The organism is Kitasatospora sp. NPDC058046, from assembly GCF_042885595.1.
Taxonomy (GTDB): Bacteria; Actinomycetota; Actinomycetes; order Streptomycetales; family Streptomycetaceae; genus Kitasatospora.
In genome coordinates this window covers 101,270-116,457 of the sequence record NZ_JBHVRS010000005.1, presented here as the reverse complement: position 1 = coordinate 116,457, position 15,188 = coordinate 101,270, and the positions used below count along the sequence as shown (strand labels likewise).

The window sequence follows — 15,188 nt, the reverse complement described above, 5'->3', positions numbered from 1 at the left end:
CCTACGAACCCCCGGCCCGAAGCGCCCGCCGAGCACCCCCGCCAGAACCCCCGGTGCCCCTTGCGCGCCCCCCGCGCGACCGCGCCGTCGCCCTCCGGCCCGCGCCGGGGCCCCGCTCCCCCACCCGCCGCTCGGACGCGCGCCGCCGCCGAGGGGCCCACCTCCCCTCGGCGGCGGCTTCCTCCCGTCGCGCCTACTGCCCGTCCGGGTCGAGCAGACCCCGCCGGTACGCCGGGACGAGGTTCTGCGGGACGAGCATCTCCCGGCCGTTCAGGGTGATCGCGACCAGCTTCGGGGGCGTCGCCCGCCACTGGGCCCGGCGGTGCCGGGTGTTGCTGCGGGAGGTCTTGCGCTTGGGTACGGCCATCGCGGGCTCCTTCTCGGGTGGTGTGGTCGAACGCGTCGTCGGGCGGCGCTAGCGGGTGGCGCCCGAGGCGTACGGCAGGAGGGCCGTCTCCCGGGCGTTCTTGATCGCCCGGGCCACCGCCCGCTGCTGCTCGGCGGTGAGCCGGGTGACCCGGCGGCCGCGGATCTTGCCGCGGTCGGAGACGAAGCGGCGCAGCAGGTCGGTGTCCTTGTAGTCGATGTACTCGATGCCCGCCGCGAGCAGCGGGTTGGGCCGGGGCTTCGGCGGGGCGGATCGTTTGCGCACGGGAGGGCGCTCCTTCAGTGGACGGGGTCGAGCAGGTCCTGGAAGGCGTCCGGCAGGGCCTTCCAGCCGGGTTCGCCGGCGGCGAGTTCGGCGTCGGTGAGCAGGCAGGAGTCGAGCAGGTCGGTGATGCCGTCGACGTCCAGCCCCTCGGCGGTGAAGCTGAGCTGCTGCACCCGGTCGCCGTGCCGGGGGTGCCAGTCGAGGGCGGCGGCGGCCCGGCGCGCGGGCGGGTAGAGCTCCCAGGCCGCGTCGGGCAGGGAGGTGAGCCAGGGCCCGCACTCCTCGACCGCGAGGTTCGCCCCGGCGGCGTCCCAGGCGAGTATCAGGTCGGGCCGGTTGGCCAGCCAGAACCGGCCGCGGCTGCGCTGCGCCGCCGGGACGAGCAGTTCCAGCGCCCGGTGCAGCCGCTCGGGGTGGAGCGGTCGGCGGCGCTCCCACAGCAGGGTGGCGACGCCCGCCTCGTCCCGCTCCTGCGGCAGCAGCGCGAGCGCCGGGTTGACCCGGTCGCGGGCGGCGGCCACGTCGAAGCCGCCGAGCGCGGCCCGGGTGAGCGCGCCGGTGCCGAGCCGGACGGTCCGGGCGGTGGCGTGCAGCTGGCGCAGGAGGGCGAGCCCCGGCGCGTGCGCCGCGGCGCGCGGCACGGCGAGCGTGCCGGCGTACTCGATCTGGTGGGCGAGCGCCTCGGCGCGGGTCCGGTCGTCGCGCGAGGCGGTCTGCTCGCCGTGCTCCACCAGGTCGTCGGGGACGGAGAGCTCGCCGACCAGCCGGTCCGGGTCGACGGCGGTGACCACGCCCGCCAGTTCGACGGCGTCGTCGAGCCGCCTCCCGTCCACCTCTCCCCCGGCGATCACCTCGACCGCGGGGTGCGGGTCGCTGCCGCCCCACAGTTCGACGATCGCCAGTCCGTACCGGCCGCCGTCGGCGATCTCCAGCAGCCGGGGCAGCAGGTCCTCGCGCAGGGCGCAGCACGGGCAGTCGTTCGCCAGCGGGACGTCGGCCACGTCGAAGGCCCCGGCGGCGTCGCGCAGCTCGCGGCGGACGGTGCCGAGTGCGGCGTCCCGCAGGTCGTGGTGCAGGACCACGGCGTCCACCGCGGCCGCCGCCAGTTCCTCGACGGCGGCCCGGCGCTGCTCCGCGTGCAGGCCGGCGACGACCACCACCGGCAGCCTGGTCCCGTCCACGGCGCTCACCAGCTCGCCTTGCGGACGCCGGGCAGGTGCCCGGCGTGGGCGTGGGCGCGCAGGTTGACCCGGGAGAGGCCGAAGGCCCGCAGGTAGCCGCGGGGCCGGCCGTCCACGGCGTCCCGGTTGCGGACCCGGGTGGCGCTGGCGTCGCGCGGCTGGCGGGCGAGTTCGGCCTGGGCGGCGGCGCGCTCGGCGGGGCCGGTGCCGGGGTGGGCGATGGTCCGCTTGAGCTCGGCCCGGCGCTCGGCGTGGCGGGCGACGACGGCGCGCCGCCGCTCGTTCTTGGCGATCTTGCTCTGCTTGGCCATCAGACCTTCTCCCCCCGGGCGCGGATGCGGGCGACGGCGGCCTCGATGCCGATCGCGTCGACGGTGCGGATGCCCTTGGCGCTCAGCGCCAGCCGGACGTACCGGCCCTCGCCGGGCAGCCAGTAGCGCTTGCGCTGGATGTTGGGGTCGAAGCGGCGGCCGGTGCGGCGGTGCGAGTGCGAGATCGCGTTGCCGAAGCCGGGCCGGCGGCCGGTGAGTTGGCAGCGGGCGGACATGGGTGCTCCCTGGCGTCCGGGAATGGGCAGGACCGGGCTCACGTTACACCAGATGAAAATGACTTCCATTTCGATGTACGGTTCGAGCCAACCCCTCGGACCGGACCCCGAGACCCCGACCCCCAGACCCCAGGAGGACGTCCCATGGCCCGCAGCGAACTGCGCCCGGTGATCAGGCTCCGCTCCACCGCCGGCACCGGCTTCACGTACGTGACCCGCAAGAACCGCCGCAACGACCCGGACCGGATGGTCCTGCGCAAGTACGACCCGGCCGCGGGCCGGCACGTCGACTTCCGCGAGGAGCGCTGACCCCGGACACGCGAACGGCGCCTCCCCGGACTCGGGGAGGCGCCGCGGGCGGCCGGGCCGCTCGGCTCAGGAGCCCTCGGGCGTCCAGCGCTGCTCGACCCGGGCGAGCTTCCAGTACCCGATCGCGATCGCCCAGACCACCACGAACAGCCCGGCGATGGCGTAGCCCACGTTGTCCAGCGAGATGTCCGCGACGAACCCGGTGACCGGGTCGGTCAGGTCGAGCTTCTCGTGCAGCACCCCGACCAGCTCGATGGTGCCGATGATGAAGGCCACCGCGATCGACAGACCCGTGATGGTCAGGTTGTAGTACACCTTCCGGACCGGGTTGGCGAAGGCCCACTGGTACGCGAAGTTCATGAACGTCCCGTCCAAGGTGTCGAACAGGCTCATCCCCGCCGCGAACAGCAGCGGCAGGCAGACGATCGCGTACCAGGGCAGCCCGGAGGCCGCGCCCGAGCCGGCCATCACCATCAGGGTGACCTCGGTCGCGGTGTCGAAGCCCAGGCCCAGCACCATGCCCACCGGGAACATCTGCCCCGGCCGGGTGATCGAACGGGTCGCCCGGTTCAGCACCCGGGCCATGAAGCCGCGCGAGTCGAGGTGCGCCTCCAGCTCCTTCTCGTCGAACTTCCCGGCCCGCATCGAGCGGAACACCCTGAGGATGCCGAGCAGCGCCGCCAGGTTGAGCGCGCCGATCAGGTAGAGGAACACGCCGGAGGTGGTCGTCCCGATCACGCCCAGCCACTTGTGGGTGGCCGACTCGTCGTCCATCAGCGTGTTCGCCAGCTGCGCGCCGCCCGCCACCAGGGCGGCCATCAGCACCACCATCGAGGAGTGCCCGAGGGCGAACCAGAAGCCCACCGAGACCGGCCGCTTGCCGTCCGCCATCAGCTTGCGGGTGGTGTTGTCGATCACCGCGATGTGGTCGGCGTCGAACGCGTGCCGCATCCCGAGGGTGTACGCGGTGATGCCGAGGCCCACCCCGAAGACCTGGGTACCGACCGCGTACCGCTCGGGCGCGACCAGGAAGATCAGCGTGCCGAAGGCCACCACGTGCATGGCCACGATCACCGCCATCAGCCCGGCCGTACGGACGGTGTCCTCGCGCCGCCATCTGAAGCTGGGCAGCACGGAAGGGGCCGGCTTCGCGCCGGCGGCAACGGTTTCGGGCAGGGTCATCTGCGGATCACGCTCCAGCACCTCGTGGAAAACCTCGTGAGATGCCGTGGCCGGTCTCCTGGCTGACGGGATACCCGTGCCCGCCTTCCCAGGTGCGCGAGGCACCCAGTGGCTCCGTGGGCACGGACGACGTTCCTCCGCGGGCGGAGGAACGACCCGATCACAGTGGCGAGGGCCGCTCCGGGCTGGGACCCCTGAGGGTCCGTCACCGGTCTTCCCGAGCACCACGGCGGGGAACACCGTAGGGGCCGCGCCCCGACCCGTGCAAGGCTGCGCACCTGCGCAGGTGTCCAGGATCACAGGCGGCCGCCTGCAAGAATGTCCGCATGCATCTCGTACCGGCCGACCGCGCGGGCCACCGCACCATCGACGGGCACCGGGTCTGCGAGGCCATCGCCGCGATCGGCGACCCCGCGCACGTCCGGTCCTGGGCCGAGCGGTTCTCCCTGCTCGCCGACCCCGGACGGCTCGCCCTGCTGCTCGCCCTCCACCGGGCCGGCCCGCTCGCCGTCAGCGACCTCGCGGTGGCCACCGGCATGCGCGACCCCGCCGTCTCCCAGGCCCTGCGGCTGCTCCGTACGGCCGGCGTGGTCACCGGCGACCGGGACGGACGAGTGGTGCGCTACCGGCTCGTGGACGAGGCCATGCGCCCCCTCCTCGACGAGTGCGCCGCCGCCGAGCACCACGAGCCCAGCGCGGCGGTGGGCTGACCCCTCCCGCCGACGCCTGCCCGACCTGCCGCCTCCCGCCCGGTCCGCTGACTCCCGCTCGGGCCGCTGACTCCCGCTCGGGAAGGCGCGCCGTGAACGGCCCCGGCCAGTACGATCATGATGTGCCGTCCCACCCCCATGCCTGGCCCGCCGACCGCTGGAACACCGACCCGGTCAAGGCCCGCGTGCTGGCGGTCGCCCGCACCCTCACCTCGGCCACCCGGGTGCTGGACGTCCTCTCCCTGCTGAGCCCGCACGGCATCGAGTGGTACTTCACCGTCAACCCCGGTTCCGTCTTCGCCGACCGCACCCTGGACGACTACCTGCACGGCCTGTCCGGCTTCACCGTGCTGGACTGGGACGACGCCGTCCGCCACCGCTTCGACCTGGCCGTCGCCTGCGCCGTCCACTCCTCCATGCACCGCCTGGACGCCCGCCTCGTCGTCCTGCCGCACGGCGCCGGCTACAACCGCCTGGTCACCGAGTCCACCGGCGACACGGTCAGCGCCGCCGGCCTGTCCCGCAACGAACTCACCCACCGCGGGCGGGTGTTCGTGGACGTCCTCGGGCTCTCCCACCCCGAACAGCTGGACCGGCTGCGGACCTCCTGCCCCGAGGCCCTGGACGTCGCCCGGGTGGTCGGCGACCCGTGCTTCGACCGGATGCTCGCCAGCCGGCGCTCCCGGGACGGCTACCGCGCCGCGCTCGGCGCCGTCGGCGGCCGACGGCTCGTCGTCGTCAGCTCCACCTGGAGCGAGCACTCGTTATTCGGCCGCCACCCCGACCTGCCCCGGCGGCTCGTCCGCCAACTGCCCGCCGACGAGTACACGGTGGCCGTCGTCCTGCACCCCAACGTGTGGAGCCGCCACGCACCCGGGGCGCTGCTCGACGACGCCCGTCGGATGGGCCTGCGCCTGATCCCGCCCCACCAGGGCTGGCAGGCCGCGCTCGTCGCCGCCGACTGCGTGATCGGCGACCACGGCTCGGTCACCGTCTACGGCGCCGCCCTGGAACACCGCACCATGCTCGTCGCCACCGGCGCCGCCGAACTCGACCCGCGCTCCCCCAGCTACGCCTTCGGCCAGGCCGCCCCCGTCCTCGACCCGGACGGGGACCTCGCCGCCCAGCTCGAACAGGCCCTCGCCGAGGCCCCGGCCGGCCTGCGCGAGATCACCGACCGCTCACTCGCCCACCGCGGCGAGTCCGCCCGGCTGCTGCGCCCACTGCTCTACTCCTTCCTGGACGGCCTGGACGAACCCGGGGGCGAACCCTCCCTGCCGCCCTACCCCAGGCCCGTCCCCTGCCCCGGGGCCGCCGAGTGGCCCACCGCGTACGACGTCGAGGGCAGCACCGAGGGGACCGAGGTGAGCCTGCGGCGCTACCCCTTCCACCCGGACGACCACACCCCGCGCGGCTTCCACGCCCTCACCGACGAGCACCCGGGCGACGCCCTGCGCTACACGGCCGAGGTGATCGCCCGCACCGAGGCCCACGCCGAACGCCCCGCCACCCGCTGGCTCGCCGACACCGCCGCCGAACTGCCCGGCCTCGCCGTCGCGGTGGCCGCCCTCGGCCCGGCCCGCCACCTGCTCCGGCTGCACGGCGGCCGGCTGCTGGAGGCCCGTGCCGAACCGGACTGGGGCCGCCCCGACCCCGCCGTCGACCCGCTGCTGCTCGGCTCCGCCGTGGCCTGCTGGCTCGCCGACGGCGGCGACCCGGCCGGCCTCCCCGAGCACGGGCTCACCGTCCGCACCGGCGGGCACCGCACCCGGGTGTCCTTCCGTACCGGGCCCTGATCACGCCGTGTCCCGCCGGCACCGGCCCCCGACCCGTACCGCCCCTCAGCCCGCCAGCTGCCGCAGCCGCGCGCGGCTGCGCTCCGCCAGCTCCGCGTCGTCCAGCTCCTCCGCGAGGGTGACGAGCAGGGTGTGGGCCTGCGCCTCCTTCGCGAACTGGTTCCGCTCCCTGGCCTGCCGGGCGCAGTCGTCCGCGTGGGCGACGGCGAGGTCCAGCTGCCCGAGCGCCCGGTGGGCCCGGGCGCGGACCAGCGGCAGCTTCATCAGCATGTCGTTGTCCCGCGTCCGCGCGGCCCGGGCGGTGGCCTCGGCCAGCAGGGTCAGCGCCTCCTCCGGACGGCCGTCGGCGATCAGCGCCTGCGCCAGGTTGTAGCTCTGGACGATCTCGCCGTGGTCGTCGCCCCGGTTCTCCGCCAGGGCCAGGGTGAAGCGCTCCACCGCGTCGCCCGGGCGGCCGTCGGCCAGGCAGAGCAGGCCGTCGGTCTCGTAGAGCACCCCGACCACCCGGCGGTTCGTCACCAGCGGGACCAGCTCCGTGGCGAGCGCCAGCTGCTCGGCGGCGAGCCGGTACTCCTCGCGCTCCTGGTGGGCGCGGGCGAGCTGATTGCGCATCTTGACCACGGCGGCCGGCTGGTTGTCCCACTGGGCCGACTCGATGCCGAGCCGGTGGGTGGCGATCCAGTCGTCGTAGAGCTTGCGGCCGTGGTACAGCGGCCAGAGCGACTCGCAGAGCCGCCACACCTCGCCGTGCCACCCCTGCGCGGCCGCCTCCTCCACCACCGCGCGGAAGTCGGCGCGTTCGGCGTACAGCCACTCCAGGGCCGCGGCGTCGGAGGCGAAGCCGGGCAGGTCGTCGCCGCTCGGGTCCTGCAGCCGGAGCCGGTCCCTGCCCATCGTCCGGTCGGCGAGCGAGGCACGGCCCCGGAAGTACGCCACGACGCCGGCGAGGAGCCCGGCGCGGTCGGGCAGCTCCCGCGTCCGGCCGTAGGCGTGCAGCCGCACCACGTCGTGGGCCCGGAATCGGTCCTCGCCGTCGTCGTCCACCACCTCGTCGAGCACGTGGACGCCACGCAGCTCCCTGACCGCCTGCTCGGCGCGCTCGACGCCGACCGCCCGCGCCAGTTCGGCGGACACGAAGGGGCCGGGGTGCACGCCGATCAGCTGGTAGAGCGCCCGGCCCGGCGCCGACAGCCGCTCGTGGACCAGGTCGTACGTCGCGCCGAGATCGCTCTCCTCGTCCTCCAGCATCGCCAACCTGCTCTCCCGGTCGTGCAGTTCGGCCACCACCCGGCCGACCGGCAGGCTGTCCCGGTCCAGCAGCTGGCTCCCGACCGCGTTCAGCGCGAGCGGCAACCCGCCGCACAGCTCGACCAGTTCGGCCAGTTCCCCGTCGGTGCCCCGCCCGGAGCCCACCCAGCCCCGCACCAGTTCGGCGCCCGCCGCCGCGCTCAGCGGCCCGAGTCGGCGCACCTCGGCGCCGTCCATCCGCAGCGCGGGCAGCCGCCGCCGGCTCGCGACCACCACCAGCCCGCAGGCGGGGAGCAGCGCCCGGACCTCCGCGGCGTGCTCGACGTTGTCCAGGAAGAACAGGCACCGGCGCCCGGCGGTGGCGGTGCGGAAGGCCGTGAACCGCTCGGCCTCCACGGCCGGGGGCTCGGCGCCCAGGGCGCGCAGGAAGCCGGCCAGCAGCCCGGGGAGGTCCACCCCGCCCTGGTGCCGGTAGGCCTTCAGGTCGGCGTAGAGGTCCCCGCCGGGGAAGCGCTCCCGGTGGCGCTCGGTGAACTTGGCGATCAGCTCGGTCTTCCCGACCCCGCCGAGGCCGGTGAACACCACGACCCCGAGTCCGCCCTCCTCGACCCGGTCCAGCGCGCCGGCCAGTGCGGCGAACTCCGGTTCACGGTTGACGAACGGGCCGTGCGGCGCGCGCACCTGACGGGGCGTCGGCACCGTCGGCGGCTGGTGGAGGTGCACCGACCCGATGCTCCCGGCCTGCACCACATGGCCGCCCACCGTGGCGCCTGACACGGTGTTGGCCACCTCGTGCCGCTCCATCCGCCTGCTCCCTCCGGCCGCCCGGGCCCCAGCCTACGGGCTGGGCACCCGGCCGGAGGGGCACTCCGGTGTCACCGGGGGGTGATCTCGCCCATCTCGCCCCAGCCGTCCATGCCGGGGATCTCGATCGAGACGATCTGCGGCTTGGCGGCCACGGCGTACGACATCTCGTCCATGGCCTTGGTGAAGTGCGCGGACTCCACGTGCTCCTTGCCGGCGTCGCCGTCGCGGAACGCCTCGACCAGGACGAACTCGTTGGCGTTGTCGACGCTGCGGGACCACTCGAAGAAGAGGTTGCCGGGCTCGCTGCGGGTGGCCTGGGTGAAACCGTCGACCAGGTCGAGCCACTCGTCGGCGCGCTCGGGGCGGACCGCGAACTTGACCGTAATGAAGATCATGGGACTTCCTTCCCTTCCACGTTCACACGTGGCCGTGCGGACGGGTGCCCGCCGCTCGGCGGGCACCTGTCCATCGTCGCAGGTCAGAAGGGCTCTCCACGACACGGGGGCGTTGCGCGTCCCGGCCGGGGCCGGTCACGCCGCCTGGCAGGCGGGGCACCAGAAGAGGTTGCGGGCGGCATGCTCCTCCGTCCGCACGTCGGTGCCGCAGACCAGGCAGGGCATGGCGGCCCGCCGGTAGACGTACACCTCGCCGCCGTGGTCGTCCACCCGGGGCGGGCGGCCCATCGCCTCGGGGGTGTGCTCGGGGCGGACGGTGTCGATCCGGCCGGCGGTGACGCCCTCGCGCATCAGGGCGACCAGGTCGGCCCAGATCGCGTCCCACTCCCGGCGGGTGAGGTCGCGCCCGGCCCGGTGCGGGTCGATGCCGTGGCGGAACAGCACCTCGGCCCGGTAGACGTTGCCCACCCCGGCCAGCACCTTCTGGTCCATCAGCAGCGCCGCGACGGTCGTCCGACTGCCCGATATCCGGCGCCAGGCGGCCTCCGGGTCGGCGTCGGCGCGCAGCGGGTCGGGGCCGAGCCGGGCGGCGACGGCGGCCTTCTGGTCGTCCGTGACGAGCGCGCAGGTGTTGGGCCCGCGCAGGTCGGCGTAGCCGTCCTCGTTCTCCAGCCGCAGCCGGACCAGCCCGACCGGCGCGGGCGCCGGGCCGGTGCCGAAGGTGAAGCCGCCGTAGAGGCCGAGGTGGACGTGCACCCAGGCGCCCTCCTCGAAGCCGAGGAAGAGGTGCTTGCCGGTGGCCTCCGCACCGGTGAGCAGCTGCCCGTCGATCACCTTGGCCTCGTCGGCGAACCGGCCCTGCGGGCTGGAGACCCGCACCGGGCGGCCGCCGAAGGCCTCGCGGTTCTCGGTGGCGAGGCGGTGGATGATGTGGCCTTCGGGCACGGGCGTCGGCTCCTCCGGGCTCGGCGACTGGACCCGTCCATCATCGCAGCCGGCACCGACAGCCCCGTGCCGCGGCGGGTCAGCGGACCGGGACGCCCATCAGCCGGGCCAGGATGACGCGGTCCAGCTCGGCGGCCGTCCCGGCGACGTCCAGGGCGGAGTTGTCGATGATCGGCAGCCCGGAGTTGTACCAGCCGGCCATCCGCCCGTGGATGCGGGCCACCTCCTCGTCCCCGAGCCGGCGGTTGCCGCTGCGCCGGGCGTTGCGGTGCAGCACCGAGTCCAGGCTGGGCAGCAGCACGACCGGGATCATGCCGGGGCCGATGTGCCGCTTCCAGCCGCCGAGGCCGATCGCCGGGCGGTCCGGGAAGACGGCGTCGTCGATGATGCAGGAGATGCCGTTGGCCAGGTAGTTGCGGCAGGCGAAGCCGCAGGTGCGGCGGGCCAGCCGGTACTGCGCCTCGGAGGCGTTGTTCCAGCCGGACTGCGGGTTGGCGAAGCCCGCCTGCACCCACTCGCGGACGTCGTCCAGGCTGATGTGCGCGGTCGGGGTGGGCCGCCGCTCGGCCCAGTGGCGGGCGACGGTGGTCTTGCCGGCCCCGGCCGGTCCGATCAGCAGGACGGCTATCGGCCCGGTGGCCGCGTGCTGCCGCGGCGGGTGGGCCGGCAGTTGGACGGGTGCGCCGGACGGCAGCACGAAGTGCCCGGTGCCCCCGGCGGGCACGGGCGGCGCGCTCGGCACGGGTACGGCCGCGGGGGCCGGGGCCGGGTGGGCGGGAACGGGGTGGGCGGCGGGCCCGGGGCCGGTCGGCCCGGGAGTGACGGGCGCCGCCGGCGCCGGCCGGCCCGGCGGCGGGGACGGCGGAGACTGCGGGGAGGGCGGCTGCGCCCCCGACGACGTCCCCCGCGTTCCGCCCCCCGGCGCCACCGGCGGGGCGACGGGACGCGGCGGGACCTGCCCGCCTCCGGTGTACTGCGTCACGGCACCTCCCGACACTTCTCAGCGGGGACACTACACGGCGGCCCGGCAGCGGGCACAGTCCGCCGCCGGGCCACCGCCCGTACCCTCAGCGGGTGGTGAGCCGCTCGGCCAGCGCGCGCAGCGCCAGCTCGTAGGAGCCGAGCCCGAAACCGGCGATGGTGCCGGAGGCCACCGCGGCGATCACCGAGGTGTGCCGGAAGGTCTCCCGGGCGTACGGGTTGGAGATGTGCACCTCGATCAGCGGCGCGGTGCGCTGGGCCGCGGCGTCCCGCATCGCGTACGAGTAGTGGGTGAACGCACCGGGGTTGATCACCACCGGCACCTGCCCGTCGGCCGCCTCGTGCAGCCACTCCACCATCTGCTGCTCGGAGTTGGTCTCGTGCACCTCGACCTCGAAGCCGAACTCCTTGCCCAGCGCGGTGCAGCGCTCGACCAGCCCGGCGTACGAGGTGGCGCCGTAGACGTCCGGCTCGCGGCTGCCCAGCCGGCCCAGGTTGGGGCCGTTGAGCACCATCACCCTGGTCACGCCGAGACCTCCGCGTACGCGGCGACCAGCAGCGACGGGTCGGGGCCCTCCAGTACGGAGGTCTTGCCGAGGCCGTCCAGCACGATGAAGCGGATCAGGTCGCCGCGCGACTTCTTGTCGATCTTCATCGCGTCCAGCAGCTTCGGCCAGGCGTCCGCCCGGTAGCTCAGCGGCAGGCCGACCGAGGCCAGCACGGTGCGGTGCCGGTCGGCCGTCTCGTCGTCCAACCGCCCGGCCAGGCGGCCGAGTTCGGCGGCGAAGACCATGCCGATGGAGATCGCGGCGCCGTGCCGCCACTTGTACCGCTCGTTGCGCTCGATGGCGTGGCCGAGGGTGTGGCCGTAGTTGAGGATCTCGCGGCGGCCGGACTCCTTGAGGTCCCCGGAGACCACGTCGGCCTTGACCTGGATGGCGCGGCGGATCAGCTCGACGGTGTGCGGGCCGGACGGGGTCTTGGCTCCCTCGGGGTCGGCCTCGATCAGGTCGAGGATGGCCGGGTCGGCGATGAAGCCGCACTTGATGACCTCGGCGAGGCCGGAGACGTAGTCGTGCTTGGGCACCGTCTCCAGGGTGTCGAGGTCGGCCAGCACGCCCACCGGCGGGTGGAAGGCGCCGACCATGTTCTTGCCCTCGGCGATGTTGATGCCGGTCTTGCCGCCGACGGCCGCGTCGACCATGCCGAGCAGCGTGGTGGGCATGGAGATCCAGCGCACCCCGCGCAGCCAGGTCGCGGCGACGAAGCCGGCCAGGTCGGTGGTGGCACCGCCGCCGAGGCCGACGATGACGTCGCTGCGGGTGAAGCCGGTCTGCCCGAGCACCGACCAGCAGTACGCGGCGACCTCGACGCTCTTGGCGTCCTCGGCGTTGGGCACCTGGAGCACGATGGCCTCGTAGCCCTCGCCGAGCAGGTCCTCGCGGATCGCGTCGGCGGTGGCGGCGAGCGCCTCCGGGTGGATGAGCGCCACCCGCTTGGCGCGGGTCCCGATCAGCGGAGACAGCTCACCGAGCAGCTGGTGCCCGATCAGCACGTCGTACGGGTCGTGGCCGGCGCTGCCGCCGACGTGGATCCTGACGGTGGTGTCAGTCATGGGGGGTCTTCAGCTCCAGTGCTTCCAGTACGGCGTCCGCGACCTGTTCCGGGGTGCGCCCGGCGGTGTCGACCACGGCGGTGGCCACCTCCAGGTAGAGGGGGCGGCGGGCCTCCATCAGCTCGCGCCAGCGGGCCCGCGGGTTGACGGCCAGCAGCGGGCGCGGGGCGTCCAGGCCGACCCGCTTGACCGCATCGGCGAGCGGGACCTCCAGGAAGACCACCGGCAGCTCGTGCAGCACCGCGCGGGTGGCCTCGGCCATCACCGCGCCGCCGCCGAGCGCCAGGACCCCGTCGTGCCCCTCGGCGGCCGCGCGCACGGCGGCCGCCTCCAGCGCGCGGAAGTGCGGCTCGCCCTCGTCGATGAAGATCTCCGGGATGGGCTTGCCGGCCGTCGCCTCGACGTCGGCGTCGGTGTCCCGGAAGCCGACGCCCAGGCGCGCGGCCAGCATCCGCCCGACGGTGGACTTGCCACTGCCGGGCGGGCCGACCAGCACGACAACGGGGTTCGTCATCGGATGATCAGGTTGTCGAGGTAGCCCTGCACGTTGCGGCGGGTCTCGGAGACGTTGTCGCCGCCGAACTTCTCGTTCACCGCGTCCGCCAGCACCAGCGCGACCATCGCCTCGGCGACGATGCCCGCGGCCGGGACCGCGCAGACGTCCGAGCGCTGGTGGTGCGCCTTGGCCGGCTCGCCGGTGCGCACGTCCAGGGTCTGGAGCGCCCGCGGCACGGTGGCGATCGGCTTCATCGCGGCGCGCACCCGCAGCAGCTCGCCGGTGGACAGGCCGCCCTCGGTGCCGCCGGAGCGGCCGGAGGTGCGCTTGACGCCCTCGGCGGTCGGGACGATCTCGTCGTGGGCCTGGGAGCCCGGCACCCGGGCCAGGTCGAAGCCGTCGCCGACCTCGACGCCCTTGATCGCCTGGATGCCCATCAGCGCGGCGGCCAGCCGCGCGTCCAGCCGGCGGTCCCAGTGCACGTGCGAGCCGAGGCCCACCGGCACGCCGTACGCCAGCACCTCGACCACGCCGCCGAGGGTGTCGCCGTCCTTGTGGGCCTGGTCGATCTCGGCGACCATCGCCTTCGAGGCGTCGGCGTCCAGGCAGCGCACCGGGTCGGCGTCCAGCTTGGCCTCGTCCGAGGGCAGCGGCACCACGCCGGCCGGCGCCTTGGCGGCGGCCAGCTCGACCACGTGGCTGACGATCTCGATCCCGGCCACCTCGCGGAGGTAGGCGCGGGCGACGGCGCCCAGCGCGACCCGGGCGGCCGTCTCGCGGGCGCTGGCGCGCTCCAGGATCGGCCGGGCCTCGTCGATCGAGTACTTCTGCATGCCGGCCAGGTCGGCGTGGCCGGGCCGGGGGCGGGTGAGCGCCTCGTTGCGGGCCAGGCCCGCCAGGACCTCGGGGTCGACCGGGTCGGCCGACATGACCTGCTCCCACTTCGGCCACTCGGTGTTGCCGACCATGATCGCGACCGGGCTGCCCATGGTCAGACCGTGCCGGACGCCGCCGAGGAAGGTCACCTCGTCCTGCTCGAACTTCATCCGCGCCCCGCGGCCGTAACCGAGCCGGCGGCGCGCCAGCGCGTCGGCCACCACATCGGTGGTGACCGGTACACCGGCGGGCAGGCCTTCCAGCGTCGCGACGAGTGCGGGGCCGTGCGACTCCCCCGCCGTCAGCCAGCGCAACGTACCCAACGGAGCTCCTTCATCAGCGGACCGGACCACGGCACCGCCGGGGCCCGCCCCGGGCGTGCCTTTTGTACCTGAATCCTTTCATGCCCCAGCGGCACCCGGGGGCACAGTCCGCGTGACGGACAGCAACCGGCCACGATCCGGCCGGGAACCGCCCGGGAAACCGGACGGAGGGCGGGCGGGCACCCGGCCGTGGGGCCGGGCCCGCCCAGGTCCGACGGCGGCCGGGCTCAGTGCCCGGCGAGCGCCTTCTCCCCCGCCTCGCGCATCGCCGCCAGCGGCCCGGGCGTCCGCCCGGTGAAGGCCTCGTTCTGCAGCACCGCCTGGTGCACCAGCAGGTCCAGCCCGCCCAGGACGGTCGCCCCGCGCCCGGCGCAGGCGGCGGCCAGCGCCGTCGGCCACGGGTGGTACAGCACGTCGAACAGCGCGCCCGGCTCGGCGGGCAGCGCCTCGGCGAAGACGTCGGTCGCGCCGACCGGCGTGGTGGAGATCGTCAGCGGCCGGGTCAGCGCCTGCGCCCCGAGTTCCCAGTCGGCGGTGCGGACGGCCACGCCCAGCCGCTCGCCCAGCTCGGCCATCTCCCGGGCCCGCTCGGCGCTGCGCACGTAGACCGTCACCTCGCCGGTGCAGATCTGGGCGAGCGCGGCCAGTGCCGAGGAGGCGGTGGCCCCGGCGCCCAGGACGGCCGCCTCGGGCACCTCGGTGATCCCGCGCTCGCGCAGCGCGTTGACCAGCCCGGGGACGTCGGTGTTGTCCCCGGTGCGCCGGCCGTCGGCGGTGAACACCACGGTGTTCACCGCGTCCACCGAGCGGGCCGTCGCGCTGACCTCGTCGAGCAGCGGGATGACCGCCCGCTTCAGCGGCATGGTGAGCGACAGCCCGGCCCACTCGGCCTCGTCCAGCGCGGCGACGAACCCGGGCAGCCCGGCCTCGTCGACCTCGAAGCCGTCGTAGCGCCAGCCGTCCAGCCCGAGCGCCGCGAAGGCGGCCCGGTGCAGGTCCGGCGAGAGCGAGTGGGCGATCGGCGAGCCGAGAACGGCCGCCCGGTGCTTGCTGGTCAACGCTTCTCTCCGCGAACTGGCGAACTGTCGTCCGGCCGCGGCTGCTTCCTGGTGCCGCGGCCACTTC

Annotated in this window: 18 protein-coding genes and 1 riboswitch; of the genes, 3 read left to right on the top strand and 15 right to left on the bottom strand. The window is 74.7% G+C overall.

Going from position 1 to position 15,188, the window contains the following annotated elements; translation table 11 throughout:
• Positions 1–193: 193 nt before the first annotated feature.
• From rpmF to rpmB, 5 genes are read right to left on the bottom strand one after another with little or no spacing between them, the layout of a single operon-like run.
• Positions 194–367: a 50S ribosomal protein L32 gene (gene rpmF, locus ACFVU7_RS12765; RefSeq protein WP_049661326.1), complete on the bottom strand. Its 174-nt coding sequence runs from the start codon at positions 365–367 to the stop codon at positions 194–196.
• Between the two features lie 48 nt (positions 368–415).
• Positions 416–652, bottom strand: coding sequence for a 30S ribosomal protein S18 (gene rpsR, locus ACFVU7_RS12760; RefSeq protein ID WP_049661328.1), 237 nt, complete (start codon positions 650–652; stop codon positions 416–418).
• Positions 653–666: 14 nt separating this feature from the next.
• Positions 667–1,833 (bottom strand): CobW family GTP-binding protein, encoded by a 1,167-nt coding sequence (locus ACFVU7_RS12755; protein WP_380780942.1) that lies wholly within the window; start codon positions 1,831–1,833, stop codon positions 667–669.
• Between the two features lie 5 nt (positions 1,834–1,838).
• Positions 1,839–2,144: a 30S ribosomal protein S14 gene (gene rpsN / locus ACFVU7_RS12750; RefSeq protein ID WP_375875499.1), complete on the bottom strand. Its 306-nt coding sequence runs from the start codon at positions 2,142–2,144 to the stop codon at positions 1,839–1,841.
• Positions 2,144–2,380: a 50S ribosomal protein L28 gene (gene rpmB / locus ACFVU7_RS12745; RefSeq protein WP_074002388.1), complete on the bottom strand. Its 237-nt coding sequence runs from the start codon at positions 2,378–2,380 to the stop codon at positions 2,144–2,146. Before rpmB ends, rpsN begins: the two co-directional genes overlap by 1 nt.
• A 144-nt stretch (positions 2,381–2,524) precedes the next feature.
• On the opposite strand from rpmB, the gene rpmG reads away from it, so the two are divergent.
• Positions 2,525–2,689 (top strand): 50S ribosomal protein L33, encoded by a 165-nt coding sequence (gene rpmG / locus ACFVU7_RS12740; protein ID WP_049656556.1) that lies wholly within the window; start codon positions 2,525–2,527, stop codon positions 2,687–2,689.
• A 66-nt stretch (positions 2,690–2,755) separates the two neighbouring features.
• On the opposite strand, the gene ACFVU7_RS12735 is transcribed toward rpmG, so the two are convergent.
• Positions 2,756–3,871, bottom strand: coding sequence for a HoxN/HupN/NixA family nickel/cobalt transporter (locus ACFVU7_RS12735; protein WP_049656561.1), 1,116 nt, complete (start codon positions 3,869–3,871; stop codon positions 2,756–2,758).
• A gap of 30 nt (positions 3,872–3,901) precedes the next feature.
• Positions 3,902–4,115: riboswitch (cobalamin riboswitch) on the bottom strand.
• A gap of 82 nt (positions 4,116–4,197) precedes the next feature.
• On the opposite strand from ACFVU7_RS12735, the gene ACFVU7_RS12730 reads away from it, so the two are divergent.
• Positions 4,198–4,581, top strand: a complete 384-nt coding sequence (locus tag ACFVU7_RS12730; protein WP_049656554.1) for a metalloregulator ArsR/SmtB family transcription factor — start codon at positions 4,198–4,200, stop codon at positions 4,579–4,581.
• Between the two features lie 122 nt (positions 4,582–4,703).
• The gene (locus ACFVU7_RS12725; protein WP_388045031.1) at positions 4,704–6,377 is read left to right on the top strand and encodes a hypothetical protein; all 1,674 of its coding nucleotides are present in this window, start codon (positions 4,704–4,706) and stop codon (positions 6,375–6,377) included.
• 45 nt (positions 6,378–6,422) lie between these two features.
• On the opposite strand, the gene ACFVU7_RS12720 is transcribed toward ACFVU7_RS12725, so the two are convergent.
• The 9 genes from ACFVU7_RS12720 to ACFVU7_RS12680 all read right to left on the bottom strand — a co-directional run bounded on the left by ACFVU7_RS12720 (position 6,423) and on the right by ACFVU7_RS12680 (position 15,121).
• Entirely contained in the window at positions 6,423–8,429 is a 2,007-nt protein-coding gene (locus ACFVU7_RS12720; protein ID WP_388045030.1) for an AAA family ATPase, read from the bottom strand.
• Positions 8,430–8,500: 71 nt separating this feature from the next.
• A complete protein-coding gene (locus ACFVU7_RS12715; protein ID WP_074002386.1) occupies positions 8,501–8,827 on the bottom strand; it encodes a putative quinol monooxygenase in 327 nt (108 codons plus the stop codon).
• Positions 8,828–8,962: 135 nt separating this feature from the next.
• Positions 8,963–9,772, bottom strand: a complete 810-nt coding sequence (locus ACFVU7_RS12710) for an Fpg/Nei family DNA glycosylase (RefSeq protein WP_049656544.1) — start codon at positions 9,770–9,772, stop codon at positions 8,963–8,965.
• Positions 9,773–9,851: 79 nt separating this feature from the next.
• The gene (locus tag ACFVU7_RS12705) at positions 9,852–10,700 is read right to left on the bottom strand and encodes an AAA family ATPase (protein WP_388045229.1); all 849 of its coding nucleotides are present in this window, start codon (positions 10,698–10,700) and stop codon (positions 9,852–9,854) included.
• A gap of 139 nt (positions 10,701–10,839) precedes the next feature.
• Positions 10,840–11,268 (bottom strand): type II 3-dehydroquinate dehydratase, encoded by a 429-nt coding sequence (gene aroQ / locus ACFVU7_RS12700; protein ID WP_049653999.1) that lies wholly within the window; start codon positions 11,266–11,268, stop codon positions 10,840–10,842.
• An 8-nt stretch (positions 11,269–11,276) separates the two neighbouring features.
• Entirely contained in the window at positions 11,277–12,368 is a 1,092-nt protein-coding gene (gene aroB / locus ACFVU7_RS12695) for a 3-dehydroquinate synthase (protein WP_049653979.1), read from the bottom strand.
• Positions 12,361–12,882 (bottom strand): shikimate kinase, encoded by a 522-nt coding sequence (locus ACFVU7_RS12690; RefSeq protein ID WP_388045029.1) that lies wholly within the window; start codon positions 12,880–12,882, stop codon positions 12,361–12,363. Before ACFVU7_RS12690 ends, aroB begins: the two co-directional genes overlap by 8 nt.
• Entirely contained in the window at positions 12,879–14,063 is a 1,185-nt protein-coding gene (gene aroC / locus ACFVU7_RS12685) for a chorismate synthase (RefSeq protein ID WP_117487152.1), read from the bottom strand. Before aroC ends, ACFVU7_RS12690 begins: the two co-directional genes overlap by 4 nt.
• A 227-nt stretch (positions 14,064–14,290) precedes the next feature.
• Complete coding sequence (locus ACFVU7_RS12680) at positions 14,291–15,121, bottom strand: shikimate dehydrogenase (protein ID WP_380737415.1); 831 nt, start codon at positions 15,119–15,121, stop codon at positions 14,291–14,293.
• Positions 15,122–15,188 lie beyond the last annotated feature (67 nt).